We start from the raw sequence: 20,793 nt of genomic DNA, 5'->3' as shown, positions 1-20,793 counted from the left end.
AGGTGCTCACATGCCCGAGATCAGGAAACAGGCCAGCTCGCACCTGCAAGCAGATGAGCCCGGCCTTCGGGAACACAAGCGCTTCGCGTCACGAAAAGAGCGCCTGGACGCAGGAAAGAAACTGCGCGAAACGGTGCCGCGCTCATCCCATGCATTCTGGAAACCGACGCACAAGCATCGCGACCCTGTCGACATTCTCGAACAGTCCAACCGCAGCCGGCATCCGGCCTTGGTGCCCGTGCGCTATGGGCGCATGTTGCGTAGCCCGTTCACTTTTCTCAGGGGCTCTGCAGGCTTGATGGCACGCGACCTCGCGACACTTCCCCACACAGGTGTTCGCGTTCAGGCCTGCGGTGATTGCCACCTGCTGAATTTTGGATTGTTCGCCACCCCCGAACGCAACCTGATCTTCGACATCAATGATTTTGACGAAACGTTACCCGCCCCTTGGGAGTGGGATATAAAGCGTCTGGCAACCAGTTTTGCCGTAGCCGCCCGCGATAACCGCCTCATCGATGAAGATGCCAGGCGTCTGGCTATGGAATGCGTTCGCGCCTACCGGGAACGCATGCGCGAATTGACGACGATGAGCCCGCTGGAAATCTGGTACGACCGCCTCGATGCACAAACGCTCATCGATATGGCCCCTAGTCTCAAATACCGTAAAGCACGTGAACAGTTGATGGCCAAGGCCAGGACTCGCATCGGCGACTACCTGTACCCACAAATCAGTGACGAAGTGGGCGGCCGGCGACGCCTGGTCGATCAGCCGCCGATTCTTTTTCATGTCGATGAAGCCGACTTCATCAACCGGGTGCACCTTGCGCTGGAGGATTATCGTACTTCTCTGCTGCCTGAACGCAGGGTCCTGTATGACCGTTATCGCCTGGAAGACTTTGCCATGAAGGCAGTGGGTATCGGCAGCGTCGGCACCTATTGCTTCGTCGGTTTGTTCTTTTCAGCGCAAAACAACCCATTGCTCCTGCAATTCAAGCAGGCTTGTCCTTCTGTGCTTGAACCCTATGCGGGCAAGAGCGAATTTGTAAACCAGGGCCAACGGGTGGTCACGGGCCAACGGCTTATGCAATCTGCCAGTGACATTTTTCTCGGATGGACCGAGAGCACCAAGGGCCGGCAGTTTTTTGTCCGGCAATTGCGCGACATGAAAATGTCACTACCTGTAGAAGGTGCATCACTCGAACAGATGATGATGTACGCCGAGGTATGCGGCATTACCTTGGCGCGCGCACATGCAAAATCAGGTGACGCCGCCTTGATCAGTGGCTACCTGGGTAAATCGAACACCTTCGATCAGGCCATAGGTGATTTTTCACTCGCTTACGCCGAGCAGAATGCGAAGGACTACGCGGCACTGATCAGCGCTGAGAAAAAAGGAAGAATCAAGGCACTGCGCGAAGAAGACTAATGTTGCGGCGCCAGCCGTTCACGGTCATCCGGCAACACATAAAGGCTCTGCAACAGTTTGTCCTGCGCTGTTTGTACCCCCAGGTAGCGTACGAACAAGGCTTCTCCATCCGGGCCGGACAGCGCCTGGCTAAGCGCGGTATCCACCAACAGGCGAAAACCATCATCGCCACGGGCCATGGGCAGTGCGACACGGCTCGTGACAAACAGGTGATCCGGGAGCCATAACCTATCGCGCTCAGGCTGCTGGCTCTGCAGGGAAAGCAAAATCATCCTCTCGCCAAAAAACGCATCGACCTTGCGCTCGACCACCCGGCGCACACCCTCCTGGTAACTGGACACCTCTTCAAGCCTGGACTGCAGGCCAAGCTTGCGAATACGCTCCCGCGCCCACTGACTGCTCAGCGTGCCGCGCAGCACTGCAAAACTGTGCTTGCTCAACCCCGCATTGAGGGTTGCGCGCCACCTGGGGCCGGTATCGACAGGCTTACCACGCAGTGGCTCCAGAAGGCTGGCCGGTGCATCACGCCGCACCAGCACCGCAAGGCCGGTGGTGAATACCGGTATGGAAAAATTCAGGGTTTCCCGTCTTGTGATCGTTTCCACCATCGGCGTGCACAGCAGATCAACCGTTCCCTCGCCCAAGGCGCGGACGGCTTGCTCCTGCGGCACCACATGCCAATGCACTTGCAAGTCGGCAAGGCCAGGTGACTGGCGAAGGTGTTGAGCCACTGCCTGGCACAATTCGATGCCATACCCTTGAGGTGACTGGATACTGCCTGAGGAAAACGGGGCAAGGTCTGCGATGAAACCCAGATTGAGGACCTGACTGTCGCGCAGCCGGCTCAGCTTGTCGGTCGCTGCTTCAACGCTGCACACCGCCGCAAACGGCACCGAAAGGGCCAGGCACAGGGCAACCCATTTCGACCTGCGCATCATGGCGCACCTCCAATCAAGTCCAGCACCTTGACGAAACGTTTGGCGATGAAGCCGAACAGCAGGTAACCCAGCGCCATGATCAGCGCAGCGCCAAACACCGCTTCCAGGCCCGAGGCATAGAGCGCATAGAAGCAATAGCACACCGCAACCAGCATGATTGCGCTGTTACGGCGGAAGATCTTTATATCCACCTGGGCCTTGTACATGATCACCAGCAACCCGGTCAGGGAGGTGATGTAGGGAATGATGTTGGTCACTGCCGCCAGGTTGACCAGCTTGCTGAACTGGGCGCTGGCATTGGGCGAAATGGTCGACAACGCAATCAGGCTCTGCAAGACCGCGCAGGTCAGCATGCCCGCCAGTGGCGCGCCCCTGGCAGTAACGCGGGTGAACAACGTGGGAAACAGCCCTTGCTCGGCGGTAACCTTGGCCGTTTCGGCCAGGGTGAACTGCCACCCCAGCAATGAACCGACACAGGCGATGACTGCCAACCCCATGATCACGTTACCGACCGTGTCATTGAACATGCGTGCATAGACCAGTGCAAAGGGTGCGCTGGAGTTCGCAAGTTCGGGGTTTGGCACGATCCCCTGGATGACGGTGGTCGACAGGATGTAGATCACCGCCGCGCCCAGTGTGCCGAACAGGCATGCAAGCGGCACGTTGCGCTTGGGGTTCTCTACCGCATCCGAATTTTGCGCGGCCGACTCCATGCCCAGAAAGGCCCACAGCGTCAGGGGAATACTGGCGGTGATCGCCTGGCTCACCGGTATGCTGTCGGGGTTCCAGGCATCGGTAAACGTCTGTGGGTTGAACCAGTACCAACCCACGAAACTCAGGCCGGCCACAGGAATGATGACGCCCCAGACACTGATCGCGCCTAGCTTGCCGGTTATGTTGGCACCGCCGACATTGGCCAGGGTGCTGAACCAGATCAGCATCACCGTCCCTGCCACCAGCGGGCCTGGGCCCGTGCCAAGCCAGGGCAGGAAAGGCGTCAGATAACCCACCGCGGATATACCAATGGCGACATTGCCGATCATCAGCGAGAGGAAATACAGGTAGGAGCAGAGGAAGAATGCGGACTTGCCATGGGCCTCTTCGCTGTAGGCCGACATTCCGCCCGAGCGCGTGCAATAGATGCCGCATTGCGCGAAACAGTAGGCGATGGCCATCGAACCCACAGCCGTCACCACCCACGAGAGCAGCGACACAGCACCGATCTGCGCCATGCTGGCGGGCAGCATGATGATACCGGAGCCCATCATGTTGACGGTGACCAAAGTGGTCAGCCCGACCAAACCCATTTTCTTTGCTGGATCGCGCACAGGAATGACCTCCGAGAAAACAAGCCGGCTTCGATAGCGTTTCTGACGGTGCGACTGCCCCCCCCGGCCCAACCCAGGAGGGGCAGAGCCTGATACAGGGTATTGCCCATCACACAAAGCTTGTGCAACCACACTAGCAATGCGTCGGCTGCAGTGGTTATCAAATGTCAAGAATAGTGCGAAGGAGCGTCGGCGCTGATCTTAGGCAATGGTTATTCACGGATTATTGGAAAGGCTGGTTATCGAGCGGATGCAGGATGACGAGACATGCAGGAAAGCCGGCCGGCATTACAAGCACTCACGCCCGACCGCAAAAAAATCAGATTTGTCCCCTTTCTTGTAGTCCATTTCCCAAAGATACTCGCTACGCCTGTTTTTCGTTGCGGTCGTTATTTCTGAGTTTTAGGCTCGGTGGGTCGTTGCACATCAACGACCGGCTTTGACAGGCCGCGACGAGATACTTTGCAGAGCTTTGCCTTTAATGGCGGCTGTGTATGGGGCACGTTCGCGTGCGCCGGTTCTGGTATCCGCCGGTCTGTCAACCTATGCACAGCTGCCACCTAACTGTTTGACAGCAGGTAGCAGGCGGCCCTGAAAATGGATACCAAAGCATGTTGAAGATAGTCCCCGATCCCCCGCACACCCTTCACTCCCTCGAAGACACGCTGATGATGGCTGCCGACTACGCGCTCTGCGCCGAGGTCGTTGCCCAACAGGCGATGTTGATGCAGCCCAAAGCACCCGTGTCCTTGATGATCATGACCTCGATGCACGAGCTTGATGCCCTGCGCAAATTGCTCGAGTCAGCTCTGGCACAAATACAGAAACCAGCCGACCCGCAGACGCTGCATTAGTCCTCATCATGATCTGCCTGGCCTGGCTCTTTCCCCGGCTAGCTTCCTCGCACAGCACCGCCCCTGAGGTTGTAGACGACCCTTAGGCGCCCGGTGAAACCTGTGGGAGCCGGGCTTGCCGGCGATAGGGCCAGCCCAGGCATCCAGAATTTCGGGGAGTTCAAACAATGACTGCCGTAGTGCGCATGCTGAAAACGTGAAACCAACCACGCCTAAGGGACCAGCACGGTACCTGTGGGCTTGCCCGCGAAGGGCCGCACTGCGCTCCAGCAGTGACGCCCGTGTCGTAGCCGGCCGAACATGGCGACCACGCTGAACACGGCGCCCCAACTTGGCACCTTGGCGCCCCAAAACCACACACGCCGCTGCCGCAACGTTCACCAAGCGTGCCCCGCTCTCGGCCTGCAGCCCCTCTAACACAAGCCCTTGAACAATAATCTGACCAATTGGCCATGTTTTTGCTGTGCAACTGCTCATCACCCTGACCCCGAGCAGTCCCATGTCCAGATCCCCCTCGCAACTGCGCCTTGAGCTGCGTGCCATTACCAAGCGATACCCGGGCACCTTGGCCAACGACCGCATCGACCTGCGCATCGCTGCCGGTGAAATCCACGCCCTGCTCGGCGAGAACGGCGCAGGCAAGAGCACCCTGATGAAGATCATCTACGGCGTTACCGCGCCGGATGCCGGCCAGGTGCTGTGGGAAGGCCAGCCCGTGCACGTGCGCGACCCCGCCCGTGCCCGTGCGCTGGGCATCGGCATGGTGTTCCAGCACTTTTCCCTGTTCGAAACCCTGAGCGTCGCGCAAAACATTGCCCTGGCCCTTGGCCGCGATGCCGGAACGCCGAAGCAGCTGGCGTCGCGTATCCGCGAAGTGTCCCAACGCTACGGCATGGGCCTGGAACCGGAGCGCCTGGTGCACAGCCTGTCGATCGGTGAACGCCAGCGGGTGGAGATCGTGCGCTGCCTGATGCAGCCGATCAAGCTGCTGATCCTCGATGAGCCAACCTCGGTGCTTACCCCGCAAGAGGTCGACGAACTGTTCGTCACCTTGCGCGCACTCGCCGCAGAGGGCTGCAGCATCCTGTTCATCAGCCACAAGCTCAACGAAGTGCGTGCCCTGTGCCATGCTGCCACGGTGTTGCGCGGCGGACGGGTTTCCGGCGCTTGCAGCCCGGCGCAATGCAGCGATCTGCAGTTGGCGCGGATGATGGTCGGCGATGCCGAAGGGCTGGAGGCAAGTTACCCGAAAAGCGCCGGCGGCTTGCCACGTCTGCGCGTGGACGACCTGACCTGGCGCAACAAGGACCCGTTCGGCACGTCGTTCGAACACCTGCGCCTGGAAGTGCGCAGCGGCGAGATCGTCGGCATCGCGGGGGTCGCCGGCAATGGCCAGGACGAACTGCTGGCCCTGCTCAGTGGTGAAACACGCCTGCCCGCAGGCGAGCGCGAACGCATCACCCTCGACAACCGGCCAATGGCCCACCTGTACCCCGACGCCCGCCGCGCCCTGGGGGTGGCATTCGTACCGGCCGAGCGCCTTGGGCACGGCGCGGTGCCGGACATGAGCCTGGCCGACAACACCCTGCTCACCGCTTTCCAGCACGGCCTGGTCAACCGCGGCCTGATCCGCTCGGGCATGGTGCAGGCGCTGGCTGAGCAGATCATCCAGCGCTTCGCGGTCAAGGCCCCGGATGCCCGGGCCACGGCACGCAGCCTGTCCGGGGGCAACCTGCAGAAGTTCATCCTCGGCCGCGAAATCCTCCAGGCCCCCAAGCTGCTGGTCGCTGCCCACCCGACGTGGGGCGTGGATGTCGGCGCCGCCGCGGCGATTCACCGTGCGCTGATTGCCCTGCGCGACGCCGGTGCGGCAATCCTGGTGATCTCCGAAGACCTGGAAGAGCTGTTCCAGATCAGCGACCGCATCGGCGCGCTGTGCAGTGGCCGCCTGTCGCCGCTCAAGGCCACCGCACAGACCCATACCGTGGAGGTCGGCGGCTGGATGGCCGGCCAGTTCGATGCCCCGCAAGACGCCGCCTGACGAGAGCCCTTCATGTTGCTATCCCTCGAACCCCGTACCCAGCAGTCCCGTGCCATGCTCGTGCTGTCACCCCTGCTTGCCGCCCTGCTGACCCTGCTCAGCGGGGCGATCCTGTTCAGCGCCCAGGGGCATGCCCCCTTGCAGACATTTCACACCTTGCTGATCGAACCCATCAGCGACCTCTACGGCCTCTCTGAGCTGCTGCTCAAAGCCCTGCCAATCCTGCTCTGCGCCTTCGGCCTGGCCGTGGCCTACCAGGCGCGGATCTGGAACATCGGCGCCGAAGGGCAGTTGCTGATGGGCGCCCTGGCCGGCAGTGCCGTGGCGATCCACCTCATCGATTGGGAAAGCCGCTGGGCACTGCTTTGGGTGTTGCTCGCCGGCACGCTGGCCGGTGCGCTGTGGGGGGCGCTCGCGGCCTGGCTGCGCACGCACTTCAATGCCAACGAAATCCTGACCACCATCATGCTCAACTACATCGCCTTGAACCTGCTGCTGTTCTTCGTCCACGGGCCACTCAAGGACCCCGAAGGGTTCAGCTTCCCGCAATCGGCGATGTTCGGCGATGCCAGCCGCCTGCCGGCACTGTTCGAGGATGGCCGACTGCATGTCGGGCTGTACTTCGTGCTGATGGCCCTGGTGGCGGTGTGGGTGCTGCTGCACAAGAGCTTCCTCGGTTTTCAGATCAAAGTGCTCGGCCTGGACCGGCGCGCTGCCGGTTTCGTCGGCTTCCGTGAAAAGCGCCTGGTCTGGCTGGCGCTGCTGATCAGCGGCGGCCTGGCAGGCCTGGCCGGGGTCAGCGAAGTCAGTGGGCCGATCGGCCAATTGGTGCCGCAGGTTTCCCCAGGTTATGGCTATGCGGCGATCACCGTAGCGTTTCTCGGGCGCCTCAACCCGTTTGGCATTCTGGTCGCCGGGTTGTTGATGGCCCTGCTCTACCTCGGCGGCGAGAACGCGCAGATGAGCCTGAACCTGCCGCAATCGCTGACCGGGCTGTTCCAGGGAATGATGCTGTTCTACCTGCTGGCCTGCGACGTGCTGATCCTCTACCGGCTGCGCCTGAAGCTGAAAGGGCACCGCCGAGCGCCGTTGGCAAAAACCGCCAGTGCCTGAATTCCCATGACCCTTTCGTTTACCTGCCGCTCAACGCGTGCAGGCTGAGGCTTCGACTATGGATCTTGATCTGCTTGGCAACATTCTTTACGCCATGGTGCGCTGCGGTACCCCACTGCTGCTGGTCGCCCTGGGCGAACTGGTGTGCGAAAAGAGCGGCGTACTCAACCTCGGCCAGGAAGGCATGATGCTGTTCGGTGCGGTGGTAGGGTTCATCGCCGCCTACGCCACCGGCAACCTCTGGCTGGGCGTCCTGATGGCGTGCCTGGCCGGTATGCTGCTGGCTTCACTGTTCGCCCTGGTAGCACTCGGTTGCCAGGCCAACCAGGTGGCGACCGGGCTGGCACTGACCATCTTCGGTGTCGGCCTGTCGTCATTCGTCGGCACCGCCTGGGTCGGCAAGCCCTTGAGCGGCTTCGAGCCGGTGGCCATACCACTGCTGGCGGACATTCCGGTCATCGGCCATATGCTGTTCAACCAGGATGTGCTGGTTTACCTGTCCTTCGGCCTGTTCGTGCTGATTGCCTGGACGCTGCTCAAAAGCCGCACCGGCCTGATCCTCCAGGCCGTCGGTGAAAACCCCGACGCCGCCAGCGCCATGGGCCTGCCCGTGCTACGCGTGCGCACCTTGGCGGTGCTGTTCGGCGGCGCCATGGCCGGACTGGCCGGGGGTTACCTGTCGCTGGCCTACACACCGATGTGGGCAGAAAACATGACCGCAGGTCGCGGCTGGATCGCCCTGGCGCTGGTGGTGTTCGCCAGTTGGCGAGTACTGCGTGTGCTGCTCGGCGCCTACCTGTTTGGCCTGGCGAGCATCCTGCACCTGGTGGCCCAGGGTATCGGCGTGAGCTTCCCTGCCAACCTGCTGGCCATGCTGCCGTATGTGGCCACGATCCTGGTGCTGGTGGTGCTGTCGCGCGATGCCATCAAAACCCGCCTGTATGCACCGGTTTCACTGGGTCAGCCGTGGAAGACCGGGCGCTGAGGCCTCGCGCCTGGCCGCACCGTGCACCGCAATTCATGCCCCTCTGTTCTGTTTTCTTGCATTACCAACGCGCCCTACACAGCCAAAATGAAGACCTACAGGAGCCACACCTTGAAGCCTCACAACAAAAGCAAATACCTGCTGCGCGCCCTGGCTGCCGCCATTGGCCTGAGCACCGCCCTGTCTGCCGCCGCCGCCGACCCGCTGAAAGTCGGCTTCGTCTATATCGGCCCGATCGGCGACCATGGCTGGACCTATCAGCATGAGCAGGGCCGCCAGGCGCTGATCAAGCAGTTCGGTGACAAGGTCGACAGCAGCTTCGTCGAGAACGTGCCAGAAGGCGCCGATGCCGAGCGGGTCATCCGCAACATGGCCAAGGGCGGCTACGACCTGGTGTTCGCCACCTCGTTCGGCTACATGAACCCCACCGCCAAAGTCGCCAAGCAGTTCCCGAAGGTCACCTTCGAACATGCCACCGGCTACAAGCAGGACAAGAACCTTGGTACTTACCTGGCCACTTCCTACGAAGGCCGTTACGTTGGCGGCTACCTGGCCGCGAAGATGACCAAGAGCAAGAAGATCGGCTATGTCGCCTCCTTCCCCATTCCGGAAGTGCTGCGCGATATCAATGCCATCCAGCTGGCGCTGGACAAATACAACCCCGGCACCGAAATCAAGGTGGTGTGGGTCAACTCATGGTTCGACCCGGGCAAAGAGGCCGATGCCGCCAACGCCCTGATCGACCAGGGCGTTGACGTGCTGTTCCAGCACACCGACAGCCCTGCACCGATCCAGACCGCCGAACGCCGCGGCATCTACGCCGTCGGCTACGCCTCGGACATGGCCCACTTCGGGCCCAAGGCGGTGCTGACCTCCATCGTCAACAATTGGGGGCCGCACTACATCAAGAGCACTCAGGCGGTCATGGACGGCACCTGGAAACCCCAGGACTACTGGGGCGGGCTTGCCGATGGCACCGTACAACTGCCCATCAGCGACCTGGTGCCGGCCGAGGTCAAAAGCGGCGCCGAACAGATCATCGCCAGTATCAAGGACGGCTCTTTCCACCCCTTCACCGGCCCGATCCTGGACCAGGCTGGCGCAGTCAAGATCCCCGCAGGTGCCGTGGCCAGCAATGCCGAACTGGCAGGCATGAACTACTACGTCAAAGGCATTACGGCGCAACTGCCCAAATAAACGCCGGGTGGGAGCGCCAGCCGCTCCCGCTTGCACCGCCATTTCACGGAGCCATTCATGAACACCCTGCCGATCATCGATATCAGCCCGCTCTACCAGCACGACCCCGCCGCACGCCTGGCTGTAGCCCGGCAGATCGACGCCGCCTGCCGGCAGTGGGGCTTCTACTACATCAAGGGGCACCCCATCCCGGCCACGCGCATTGGCGCACTGAAAGCGGCCGCCGAACAGTTCTTCGCCTGCCCGGCCGAAGAAAAGCTGCGCATCGACATCACCCAGAGCGAGCACCATCGCGGCTACGGCGCCATCGCCACCGAGCAACTGGACCCGAGCCGGCCAAGCGACCTGAAGGAAACCTTCGACATGGGCTTTCACATGGCCCCGGAACATCCCGACGTGCTCGCGAAAAAGCCACTGCGCGGTCCCAACCGGCACCCCGCGATTGCCGGGTGGGAGGCGCTGCTGCAAACGCATTACCAGGACATGCACGCCTTGTCCCTGACTCTGCTGCGGGCGATGGCGCAGGCCTTGGGTATCGAGCACGACTTCTTCGACCAGCGCTTCGCCAACCCCATCAGCGTGTTTCGCATGATCCACTACCCGCCGCGCCAGGCCGCCAGCAGCACCGACCAGCAAGGCGCCGGCGCGCACACCGACTACGGATGCGTGACCTTGTTGTACCAGGACAGCACCGGCGGCCTGCAAGTGCAGAGCGTGGATGGCCAGTGGATCGATGCGCCACCGATCGAGGGCACCTATGTGGTCAACATCGGTGACATGATGGCGCGGTGGAGCAACGACAGGTACACCTCAACGCCCCACCGGGTGGTCAGCCCGCAGGGCGCGCACCGCTACTCGATGCCGTTCTTTGCCGAACCGCACCCGGACACGATGATCAGTTGCCTGCCCAACTGCTCCAGCCCCGACAACCCGCCCAAATACCCGCCGGTTTCGTGCAGTGCCTACATGCTGTCGCGCTTCGCCGAAACCTATGCCTATCGCCGTGAGCAGGCTACGTAGCCTGCGCCCCGTCAACTCAGATAATCCTCGACCCACTTCACCCAACAATCGGAGCCGATCTTCACCAGTGCATCGTTGAAGTCATAGTGCGGGTTATGTACCGAGCAACCGTGGAACTCACCTGTGCCGTTACCCAACATGAAGTAGCACCCCGGTCGCGCCTGGAGCATGTAGGCGAAGTCTTCAGTGCCCATCACCTTCTTGGGCATCCTCGCCAGCATCTGCCCCTCGGCAAATAAAGGGCGCAGGCTTTCACGCAGCTGTGCGCTTTGCGCATCGCTGTTGCTCAGCGCAGGCGCCAGCTGGGTAAAGTCCAGCGCGATCTCTACCCCAAAGCTCTCGGCATGCCCCTTGACCAGCGCCTCGATACGCTGGTTTATCTTCAACTGGGTTTCGGGCGTATCGGTGCGCACGCTGAGCAACATGCTCGCTTCATCAGGAATGATGTTGTAGACCGTGCCCGCCTGGATCATGCCGATACTGATGACCGCGTACTCTTCAACGCTCAGGTTGCGCGACTTGATGGTCTGGATGGCACTGATCAGGCTATTGAGGGCCGAGATGGGGTCCACCGCAAGCTCCGGCATCGCGCCATGCCCGCCTCTGCCGCAAATGCGAATGCTCACGCGCTGGGAAGACGCCATGGTGGGCCCGCTCTGCACCACGCAAGTGCCCACCGGCATGCCAGGCATGTTGTGCAGCGCGTACACCGAATCACACGGAAAACGCTCGAACAGACCGTCGTCGATCATGGCCTTGGCGCCGGCCAAACCTTCTTCGTCGGGCTGGAAGATCAGGTTCAAGGTACCGTTGAAGTTTCGCGTCGCAGCCAATCGCGAAGCCGCCGCCAGCAGGATCGCGGTATGCCCGTCATGGCCACAGGCATGCATGCGCCCGGGGATCTTGCTGGCGTGCTCGAAGGGGTTCTTCTCGCTCATGGGCAGAGCGTCCATGTCTGCCCGTAGCCCGATGCTGCGGGGGCTGTCGCCCACTTTAAGCACCCCTACCAGGCCGTGCCCGCCCACATTCCGGTGCACCTCGTAGCCCCAGGCCTGCAGCTTTTCAGCCACCAGGGCAGCCGTGTCAGGCGTGTCGCCGCCGAGCTCTGGCGCCGCATGGATCTGGCGGCGGATCCTGATGAACGTGTCCAGCTCTTCAGCCAGCTGCGGGGTTTGATTTCGCTCGAAGGTACCCATGTCACTCGCATCCTTTGTTTTCAGGGAAGTACTTGAGGCAGACCAGGCTTACCGCGCCCCCCACCAACAGGTAGTAGGCCGGTGCCAATGGCGTGCCCATTGCGGCAATCAGCCAGGTAGCGATCAGTGGCGAAAACCCGCCGAAAAGTGTCACCCCCAGGCTGTAGCTGACCGAGGTGCCAAAGGCACGCTGCGCCTTGGGGAAGCCTTCCATGATCAACGCGAAGTACGCTCCGGCGCCTATGCAAGTGGGCAGAATCAACGCCGCGACACACATCATTGCCAGGCCCATGTGCTCGACGTGCCCAAGCACGTAGAACACCGGCAGCGTCAACACCACGGGCGCGAGAATGGTCCAGACCAGCAGGCGTTTCCTGAGCTGGTACTTGTCGGCGAACTTGCCGGCCAGCGGGCATATGATCGCCATGCAGCCGCTGCTGATGCCGGCGATCGCCATGGCACTGCTTTGCGGGTAGTGCATGGCGGTGGTCAGGTAGGTGGGCATGTAGAACACGAACAGGTACATGCCGATGGTGGAACTGGCCATCAGGCCGATGCCCAGGCCGATGCGTTTGAGCAACTCCGGGTCCAGCGGCTGCCTGCCCTCCTGTGCCGCCGCGGCCTCGTGGGTTTCTGGTAGACGGTTGCGGATATACAAGCCTACCGGGCCGATCAACAGGCCGAAAATGAATGGAATGCGCCAGCCCCAGCTTTCGAGGCTGGCCGGGTCCAGCAACTGGCTCAGGCTGAACCCGAACCCCGCCCCGACCAGCGCGGCATAACCCTGGCTGGCCGCCTGCCAGCTCACACTCTGGCATCGCTTGGAGGCAGTACTGGACTCCATCAGATAAACCGATGCGGTACCGACCTCGCCACCTGCCGACACCCCCTGAATCAGCCGACCGGCGACCAGCATGAACGTTGCAAAGATACCGACCTGCGAATACGTAGGCGCGAAGGCGATCAAGGCAGTGCCCAAGGTCATCAGGCCGATCGTCAGGCTCAAGGCGGCTTTGCGGCCATGCCTGTCGGCGTAGCGGCCGATGATGATGCCCCCCACTGGCCGCATCAAAAAGCCCACACCAAAGGTTGCCAGCGACATCAGGAGCGATGCCAGTGCCGACTCTGAAGGGAAGAAGTGCCGGCCGATCAGCACGGCGAAGAAGCTGTAGATCGTGAAGTCGTACATCTCCAGCGCGTTGCCCAGTGAGCACGCTATCAGGGTTCTGCGTGAGGACGATGCCTGCGCGTGACGCTTCGAGCCGGCCTCCATGATCGTAGGTGCAGGTAGCGGTCTGTTCATTGTTATCTCCGATGGCGAATCACGGCATGCAGTGACTATCAGCCAATCGCGCAGCCAACACACTTGCGGTTTTGGCAATGAACTAACCAATGGTTAATTGACCGGGCGCTGGCGTGGCCGCTTTGCCTTGGGATGGCGCACAGATGCCCTGGCATCGTCCTTGTGCCCCGATAGGGGTCATCGAAGTTGGCCACTCAGGGGGATGGAAACAAACATTGGTCACTGCCATGTAGCAGCTTTGCGGGCAACTTTCCTGGCCCAGCGAGATCCCGCCCACCTTATTAACCAAAAGACATACGTTGGCCAAACAAGCAATCACGCTGCAACCTGCTGTTCATCGAATCTAGCGCGACCGCATCCCGTGCCTGGAGTCGTGAATGAATACTTGCATCACTCGCACTGTGTCGTTGCTGTTGATGAGCCAAGGGCTTTGTCTTGCCATGCAGGCACAGGCCGAGGGTTTCCCTACCCTCAACCGGCTAGCCTCCGGGTTCGGTTACTACGGGGTGGATCAGGGGTTCGATGACAAGCTGAAGATCTACGGTACCGTGGATGCGTTCGCCAGCTACCACGACTCTCAGCACCACTCAGGTTTCCAAATGGCGGGCGGCGGCGCCTGGACCAACAAACTCGGGGTGTATGCCCGAAAGGCACTTGACCCCGATACGGTGATGGAACTGGACGTCGAAGAAGGCTTCAATCTGAACGGCAAGGCCCTGGAAGGGACCTGGGACAACATCGGCACGCTGCGCCTGGCAACGCTCGCCCTGCGCTCGCGGAGCCTGGGCAGGCTTGAGTTCGGCAAAACCTACGGGGTGGGGACCCCGACCTACGCCGACCCGTTTCTGGCGGCATACGGCTCACCGTATACCTTTCTGTCCATACCTGCGGCCGGCAAAGGCGCCTACTATCTCGACCTGCGGCCCAAGCACACCCTGGCCTACACCAGCCCGAGCATGAACGGCTTCAGCCTGGCAACGGCCTTGAGCTTCGGCTTCGATGATGTCGCCAGCCAGGGGCGTACGGTGCGTGGTGGCGGTGCGAAGCTGCAGTACCGAAATAGCCGTGTGATGCTGCTGGGGTCTTACAACCTGTATTACAGCGACCCATGGGACGATGGTGGCAGCTCTCGCCAGACTGCCAACCACTACACAAGCCTGTCGGCGTTCTATGATTTCGGCCCGCTGGCCACCAGCCTGACCTGGCAACGCCAGGATGTAGACCAAGCGGGCACACCCACTACCACCGTGTACACCTTCGGCCTGATGGCCCCGGTGGGCAAGCTTGACGTGCTCAGGCTGGCGGTGGTCCAGCGGATGGTATCGGCCCGCGAAAAGGACGCGCTGGGGGTAGTGCTTGGCTACGACCACTTCTTCAACCCGCGCTGGGCCGCCTATGCGCGCCTGGGTGTGATCGCCAACCAAGGCGCGTCCTCAGTGACCTACGCAGGCACTCCGGTTGATCAGGTGGGAGATGACCCAAGCAATATTTCACTAGGCATGTACTACCACTTCTGAAACGTCCCGCGGCAGCGTCTTGAGGACTCTTGCGCGCAAGCTGTGGAAGAGTTCCTGAGCGGGGGCCGTGAGGCTATCACGGTCGATGCAGACGAGATTGATTGGATAGTCTGGTACCAACTCCTGCACCGCCACTTGAATGAACTCCGGCCGGGTCGTAAAGGTGAAGGCATCGTTTACGGCCAGTTCACTGATGGTCATCAGCGACTCCGTGTTCTTTAGGAGCTTGAGGGCCATCATTATCGACGTGCACTCCACCGCGCTCTGCGGCACGCGCAGGCCGTTGACCTCGAACAACTGGTGAAACTGCGATGCCTGATCGGTCAGCTCGTCCAGGCTGATCCAGTTGGCGTATTGCAGCGAACGCAGTGACTGGGAAAACTTCTGCTGGTTGGACGCATGGCAGATCACCTTGCCCTTGATGCTGCCCACTGCCTCCCAATCCAGATTGAGACGGCTCAAGGGTTGCTGGGAGGTGATGGCAAAGTCCAGGCTACCGTCGCGCAGGCGTTGCAGGATCTGGCTGGGACGCAGATCGGTGATTGTGATTTTCACCCGCGGGTACTTGCGCCGAAACGCCAGGATGCTTTCATCCACCCCGTCAAGCATCGCCGTCAGCGAGGTGACGCCGATCGACACCGCCCCCAATGCGGCATCCTGAATGCTTGCCGCCTCGATCTGCAAACGGCGGATACTCTCCACCACCAGGTTGGCATGACGGATGATGCGCTTGCCCTCATCGGTCAACGCCATGCCCTTGTACGAACGCTGCAACAGGGTGAACCCCAACTCCCGCTCCAGTTCCTTGATCGAGCGGCTCAGGGCAGGTTGCGTGATGTGCAAGATTTTGGAGGCCTCGAGAATGCTTCCCCCCTGGTGAATGGCAACGAGCGCCTTGAGCTGATGAAGTTTCAAGCGTGAACACCTTATCGAGAGCGGCGGGTTTCAGGTTTGCGCCGAGCGGTTGGCCAAAGAGAATCACAAATGTGCATGATGGCTGCTTGGCGGTATCTGCAGATCAGGGAAAAGTGGTCGCTTATCGAACGGTTATTTCATAGGCTCTGGCCACTGTCGAGGCGGGCCAACAAGGCTTCGCCACGCGCCCAAACGCCCTCGCGCCTGGCAACCGACATGCCGTCAAGGCTGCGATAGACCAATGCCAGGCGGGGGTTGCCAGCCAATAGGTCACGATGGCGGATGATGAAGTGCCAGTACAGCGCGTTGAACGGGCAGGCATCCTCCTCTACCGCATGCTCGACCTTGTAGCTGCAGGCCTTGCAGTGGTCGGACATGCGCTGGATGTAACGGCCACTGGCGCAATACGGTTTGGACCCCAGGTAGCCGCCGTCAGCGTGCATCACCATGCCGAGCGTGTTGGGCAGTTCCACCCAGTCGAAGGCATCCATGTACACGGCCAGGTACCACTCGCATATCGCGCTGGGCTCAATGCCGGCGAGCAGTGCGAAGTTGCCCGTGACCATCAGCCGCTGAATGTGGTGTGCATAGCCCAACTGCAGGGTCTGGCCGATGGCCTGCTCCATGCAGCGCATGCGGGTATGCCCGGTCCAGTAGAATTCCGGCAACGCACGGTCGTTGCCCAGGTAATTGAGCCCGGCATACTCAGGCATGCGTAGCCAATAGATGCCGCGCACATACTCGCGCCAGCCGATCAGCTGGCGGATGAAACCTTCAGCCGCGTTGAGCGGTACCCGCGCCTCACGCCAGGCATTGTCCACGTCTTCGCACAACCGCCGCACATCCAGCAACCCGATGTTCAGGGCCGCACTGATACGCGCATGGAACAGGAACGGCTCGCCCTCGGCCATGGCGTCCTGGTAGTCGCCGAACGCGGCCAGGCCAAACTCGAGAAAATGTTCCCAGAGCTGCTGGGCCTGTTCATGGGTCACGGGATAGTCGAACCCTTCTACCGCCCCGTAATGGTCACTGAAGCATTCGCCGACCAGCGCCACGACCGCCGTGGTGATTTCGTCCTGGGCAAAGCGCGCCGGGAACGGTCCGCGCAGCCCCCGTGGCAAGGGTTTGCGATTGTCACCATCCAGGTTCCAGGTGCCACCCACCGGGCTGCCATCGGGCTCCAGCAGAAGGCCGCAACGCTTGCGCATGCCGCGGTAAAAGTGCTCCATACGCAATTGGCGACGGTCTTTTGCCCAGCGTGCGAAAGCATCACGCGAGCAAAGAAACCGTGTATCGCGATGCCATACCAGTGGTAAGCCGGCGTCATTCAAAGCCTGCTCCAGGCGCCACTCACCACACTCGGTCAGGTGGATGTGCGTCGCACCCAGCGCCTGCTGCCACCGTCGCAGTTCACCAGCAATGCTGCCGCTGTTGCCGGGTGCGTTCAGCTCCACATACTCCACCCGCCAGCCGCGTTCACGCAGCGCCTGGGCAAAATGGCGCATGGCGCTGAAAATGAGCACGATCTTTTGCGGATGATGCGGCACGTAGCGCGCCTCGCCCTGCACTTCCGCCATCAGGATCACGTCGTGTGCAGGGTCCAGCGCGGCGAGGCTTGCCAGGTCGAACGACAGTTGATCCCCCAGCACCAGGCCCAAGCGCAATGCACGGTCTACCACTGGCTGGCCAGCGTCACCGGCACGCGCAGAGGCTCGACAGGGCCGTTGCGCTGCCCGCACATCTCGTCATGCACCACCTGCTGCACCAGCATGCACGGCACAGGCGGCAGATCGGCCAGCAGTTGTCGCAGCTCGGTGGTCGAGCGAAAGCGCACCGCCTGGCCGTTTGCATCGCTGAGCGTGAGCGGCCCGGCGTCAGTCAGCGCCCGCAGGATGTAAAAGCCGCCTTCCAGCGACAGCAGCTCAAGTTCTTTAACGTCACCGGCTGCTGCCAGCTCCGTCAGGTTGTGCAGATTCATGGCGTGTACTCCATAAGGCAGGCATCACCTGCGCGGGGGCATTTGCAAACGTTTAGGCTCGCTAAATCCTATACAAGAATAGCTTCTTGTACAGGTTTTGGGCTTTTATATATTTATCCTCCGTGCGCGAGCCGCGTTCAGCAGATGAAACGATGCAGCGTTCATCCAGTGCCCTTTGTGTGCACACACCTCTTTTCAGATACTGCAGAACCGTTAGAATCGCGTTCTCATCCCCTCACCCGTCCCCGAGCTACCCTTTGAACCTGGCCCGCCCCGAAAAAGCACTGGTTGCCTGGATGCTGTACTTCAGCATCCTGTTCGGCTCGTTGCTCTGCGCAATGGGGCATGGGCAGATGGCCGGGCTGCGCCTCAGCGGCCTGGACGACGCCGCTTGGTGCGCCGGCGACAGCAGCGGTGCATTCAAGGGTGACCAGGACATCACCGACCCGATGCCGCCCACCGGCGCCGACTGTGTGATCACCAGCCTGTTCTGCGCCAGCCTGCTTGCCGCCTTCTTCGGCCTGCTGGCCCTGCTCGCTGGCGAGTCGCGCACACCCTTGCCCAGGCAACCGCCGCCGCGCCTGCCCAAACACCGCTGGCCGTTAGTCAACCCCCGCGCCTCACCCGCCCCCCTTCCCGTGCTCTGACATCGCCACGCCGCGGCATCGCCTGCGGCGGGCGTTAATCTATTTCAGCCAGGAAGCCTTGCATGTTCCGCATGACCACTTTGGCGCTGCTCGTTGGCAGCGCAACCTGCGCGTGGGCGCAGGATCAAACCCTGACACTGCCTGCCAGCAACGTGACGGCCAGCGCCGACCAACCGAAACAGGCCACCGGCCTGAACCTTGATACCCCCATCGAAAGCGGCTCGCGCCTGAACCTCAGCGCCCGTGAAAACCCTGCTTCGGTCAGTGTGGCCGACCGCGAGACGATGGAGCGTATCGGCGCGCGCAACTTCCAGGACGCCGCCAACGCCCTGCCGGGGGTGAATGCGTCGGCGCCGCCCGGCTGGGGCGGTTATGTGGCGTACCGGGGTTTCAACGGTGCCCAGGTCAGCCAGCTGTTCAACGGCATCAACCTGCAGTACGGCGCAGCGGCACGCCCGGTCGGCGCCTGGATCTATGACCGCGTCGAACTGCTGGGTGGCCCGTCGTCGTTCCTCAACGGCAGTGGCGCCGTGGGCGGCAGCCTCAACGTGATCACCAAGCTGGCCAGCCACGATGAGGACACCTTCGAAGGCCGGGTCAGCTATGGCCGCTACGACACCTGGGAAACCGCGGTAGGCTTCAACAAGGCGCTCAACAGTGGCGACGGCACACGCCACTATGCGCGGCTCGACTACAGCCGCACCCACACCAACGGCTATATCGACCGCCAAGAGAACGGTGCCGGCAACCTGGCCTTCTCGCTGCTCAGTGACATCAACGACCAGTGGTCGCACACCCTGGCACTTGAATACCTGGAAGAAAAGGAAGACAGCCCCTACTGGGGTACGCCGGTGTTGCAACCGCTGACAGGGACCTTGCACATCGACAAAGGCAACCGCTTCAACAATTACAACGTCGAAGACGGCCGCTACGAGCAGCGCACCCGCTGGCTGCGCTCGATCACCGACTACCGTTTCGACGACACCACCCAGTTGCGCAATACGTTCTACCACTACGACGGCCAGCGCGATTACCGCAACCTCGAGGTGTACCGCTACAACGCCGACAACAGCGCCATTGCCCGCTCCGGGGGCTACCGCCAACGTCACGACCAGGAGGTCAATGGCAACCGCCTGGAGCTGACCCACCAAGGCCAACTGTTCGGCCTGGCCAGCGACTGGGCATTTGGCGTTGACTACAACCGCAACCAGCAAACCAACTACCCACTGTCCAAAGGGGCCTTCGACACCGTCAATCCGAACGGTTTCGAACCCGATCACTTCCTCGACATCCCTGGCATGGACGCACCGCGCAGCAAAGGCCGCAGCACGACCACCGGCACCTCCTCGGGTTTCGTCGAGAACCGCACGCGCCTGACCGACCAGTTGTCGCTGATCACCGCCTTGCGCTACGACCACATCGACTTCGACGTTGTCGACCATGTCGCACGCTCGAAACTCGACCGGCGCTGGGACGCGGTCACTGGTCGCCTGGGCCTGGTCTACGACCTGACCCCGCACGTCAGCCTCTATACCCAGTACAGCACCTCGGCCGAACCACCAGGAGGCACGCTGACCAGTGCGTCGATCAGCCAGGTTGGTGACTTCGACCTGAGCACTGGCCGCCAGGTCGAGGTGGGCAGCAAGTTCGACTTCCTCGACGGCCGCGGCTCGGCCACCGCAGCGGCCTATCGCATCGTGCGCAAGAACATCTCGGTGCCCTCTTCGACCGTGCCCAACACCACCGAGCAGGCAGGCCAGCAAACCTCCACCGGTATCGAGCTGGCGGCGTCGTTCAAGGTCACGCCCAAGCTGCTGGCGGCCGGTAACTTCAGTTGGGTGAATGCCGAGTACGATGAGTTCAACGAGACCATTGGCGGTGTGGTGTATTCGCGCAAGGGCAAGAACCCGGTGAACATCCCCGACCGCGTGGCCAACCTCTGGCTGACCTACGACCTGGCGCCGGGCTGGCAGGTGGGGGCCGACGCCCGCTACGTGGCCTCGGTATACGCCAATACCGCCAACACCGCCTGGGTGCCGTCCTACACCCTATACGGGCTGTCCATGACCCACGACCTGGACAAGCATGTGCAGCTCAGCGCACGGTTGCGCAACCTCACCGACGAGGTTTACGCCCGCTTCATCCACCAGAGCAACACCCAGTACTACCTGGGTGAGCCGCGCAGCCTGGAAGTCGCTGTGCAGTGGCGTTACTGATGGGCCTGGCGTCGCATGCGGCGCCAGAGCCGCCAGGTAAAGGCGCCTAAAGAGACGGTGGTCGACAGACGCCATAACCCGCAGAATACGGCGTCTTGCGCCACCTGAAGGAATTGCTC

General features: G+C 61.7%; 17 protein-coding genes. 10 read left to right on the top strand and 7 right to left on the bottom strand.

Annotated elements, in window-relative coordinates:
- Positions 1-10: 10 nt before the first annotated feature.
- Positions 11-1,426: a DUF2252 domain-containing protein gene (locus IWW33_RS22210; protein WP_196914402.1), complete on the top strand. Its 1,416-nt coding sequence runs from the start codon at positions 11-13 to the stop codon at positions 1,424-1,426.
- On the opposite strand, the gene IWW33_RS22205 is transcribed toward IWW33_RS22210, so the two are convergent.
- Both IWW33_RS22205 and potE read right to left on the bottom strand, forming a co-directional pair.
- Complete coding sequence (locus IWW33_RS22205; RefSeq protein ID WP_231386181.1) at positions 1,423-2,361, bottom strand: transporter substrate-binding domain-containing protein; 939 nt, start codon at positions 2,359-2,361, stop codon at positions 1,423-1,425. The genes IWW33_RS22210 and IWW33_RS22205 overlap by 4 nt on opposite strands.
- Positions 2,361-3,692, bottom strand: coding sequence for a putrescine-ornithine antiporter (potE, locus tag IWW33_RS22200; RefSeq protein ID WP_161871948.1), 1,332 nt, complete (start codon positions 3,690-3,692; stop codon positions 2,361-2,363). Before potE ends, IWW33_RS22205 begins: the two co-directional genes overlap by 1 nt.
- 611 nt (positions 3,693-4,303) lie before the next feature.
- Between potE and IWW33_RS22195 the strand changes: the two genes are divergently transcribed.
- From IWW33_RS22195 to IWW33_RS22170, 6 genes are all read left to right on the top strand, one after another.
- Entirely contained in the window at positions 4,304-4,546 is a 243-nt protein-coding gene (locus IWW33_RS22195) for a hypothetical protein (protein ID WP_119687183.1), read from the top strand.
- Between the two features lie 499 nt (positions 4,547-5,045).
- Complete coding sequence (locus IWW33_RS22190; RefSeq protein WP_174141892.1) at positions 5,046-6,587, top strand: ABC transporter ATP-binding protein; 1,542 nt, start codon at positions 5,046-5,048, stop codon at positions 6,585-6,587.
- Between the two features lie 12 nt (positions 6,588-6,599).
- Positions 6,600-7,700: an ABC transporter permease gene (locus IWW33_RS22185; RefSeq protein WP_012314840.1), complete on the top strand. Its 1,101-nt coding sequence runs from the start codon at positions 6,600-6,602 to the stop codon at positions 7,698-7,700.
- A gap of 58 nt (positions 7,701-7,758) precedes the next feature.
- The gene (locus IWW33_RS22180) at positions 7,759-8,685 is read left to right on the top strand and encodes an ABC transporter permease (RefSeq protein WP_012314841.1); all 927 of its coding nucleotides are present in this window, start codon (positions 7,759-7,761) and stop codon (positions 8,683-8,685) included.
- An 87-nt stretch (positions 8,686-8,772) separates the two neighbouring features.
- Entirely contained in the window at positions 8,773-9,882 is a 1,110-nt protein-coding gene (locus IWW33_RS22175; RefSeq protein ID WP_039601062.1) for a BMP family ABC transporter substrate-binding protein, read from the top strand.
- Between the two features lie 57 nt (positions 9,883-9,939).
- Positions 9,940-10,902 (top strand): 2-oxoglutarate and iron-dependent oxygenase domain-containing protein, encoded by a 963-nt coding sequence (locus IWW33_RS22170; protein ID WP_174141891.1) that lies wholly within the window; start codon positions 9,940-9,942, stop codon positions 10,900-10,902.
- An 11-nt stretch (positions 10,903-10,913) separates the two neighbouring features.
- On the opposite strand, the gene IWW33_RS22165 is transcribed toward IWW33_RS22170, so the two are convergent.
- Positions 10,914-12,098: a M20 aminoacylase family protein gene (locus IWW33_RS22165; protein ID WP_161871952.1), complete on the bottom strand. Its 1,185-nt coding sequence runs from the start codon at positions 12,096-12,098 to the stop codon at positions 10,914-10,916.
- A 1-nt stretch (position 12,099) separates the two neighbouring features.
- Positions 12,100-13,371, bottom strand: a complete 1,272-nt coding sequence (locus IWW33_RS22160) for an MFS transporter (protein ID WP_174141929.1) — start codon at positions 13,369-13,371, stop codon at positions 12,100-12,102.
- A gap of 407 nt (positions 13,372-13,778) precedes the next feature.
- On the opposite strand from IWW33_RS22160, the gene IWW33_RS22155 reads away from it, so the two are divergent.
- The gene (locus IWW33_RS22155) at positions 13,779-14,918 is read left to right on the top strand and encodes a porin (protein WP_174141890.1); all 1,140 of its coding nucleotides are present in this window, start codon (positions 13,779-13,781) and stop codon (positions 14,916-14,918) included.
- Here the strand turns inward: IWW33_RS22155 and IWW33_RS22150 are convergent.
- From IWW33_RS22150 to IWW33_RS22140, 3 genes are all read right to left on the bottom strand, one after another.
- Positions 14,895-15,833: a LysR family transcriptional regulator gene (locus IWW33_RS22150; RefSeq protein WP_196914401.1), complete on the bottom strand. Its 939-nt coding sequence runs from the start codon at positions 15,831-15,833 to the stop codon at positions 14,895-14,897. The genes IWW33_RS22155 and IWW33_RS22150 overlap by 24 nt on opposite strands.
- A 137-nt stretch (positions 15,834-15,970) precedes the next feature.
- Complete coding sequence (locus IWW33_RS22145; protein ID WP_174141928.1) at positions 15,971-17,497, bottom strand: cryptochrome/photolyase family protein; 1,527 nt, start codon at positions 17,495-17,497, stop codon at positions 15,971-15,973.
- Between the two features lie 8 nt (positions 17,498-17,505).
- A complete protein-coding gene (locus IWW33_RS22140; RefSeq protein WP_046785849.1) occupies positions 17,506-17,811 on the bottom strand; it encodes a DUF6482 family protein in 306 nt (101 codons plus the stop codon).
- Positions 17,812-18,107: 296 nt separating this feature from the next.
- Here IWW33_RS22140 and IWW33_RS22135 point away from each other — a divergent pair, with 296 nt between their 5' ends.
- Both IWW33_RS22135 and IWW33_RS22130 read left to right on the top strand, forming a co-directional pair.
- The gene (locus IWW33_RS22135) at positions 18,108-18,458 is read left to right on the top strand and encodes a DUF2946 family protein (protein WP_196914455.1); all 351 of its coding nucleotides are present in this window, start codon (positions 18,108-18,110) and stop codon (positions 18,456-18,458) included.
- Between the two features lie 62 nt (positions 18,459-18,520).
- Entirely contained in the window at positions 18,521-20,674 is a 2,154-nt protein-coding gene (locus IWW33_RS22130; protein WP_174141889.1) for a TonB-dependent receptor, read from the top strand.
- The last annotated feature ends 119 nt before the right edge of the window (positions 20,675-20,793 follow it).

This window comes from Pseudomonas sp. M2 (assembly GCF_015751845.1).
Lineage (GTDB): Bacteria > Pseudomonadota > Gammaproteobacteria > Pseudomonadales > Pseudomonadaceae > Aquipseudomonas > Aquipseudomonas putida_E.
The sequence above is the reverse complement of the archived record's forward strand: the minus strand, read 5'-3'. Positions and strand labels throughout refer to the sequence as shown.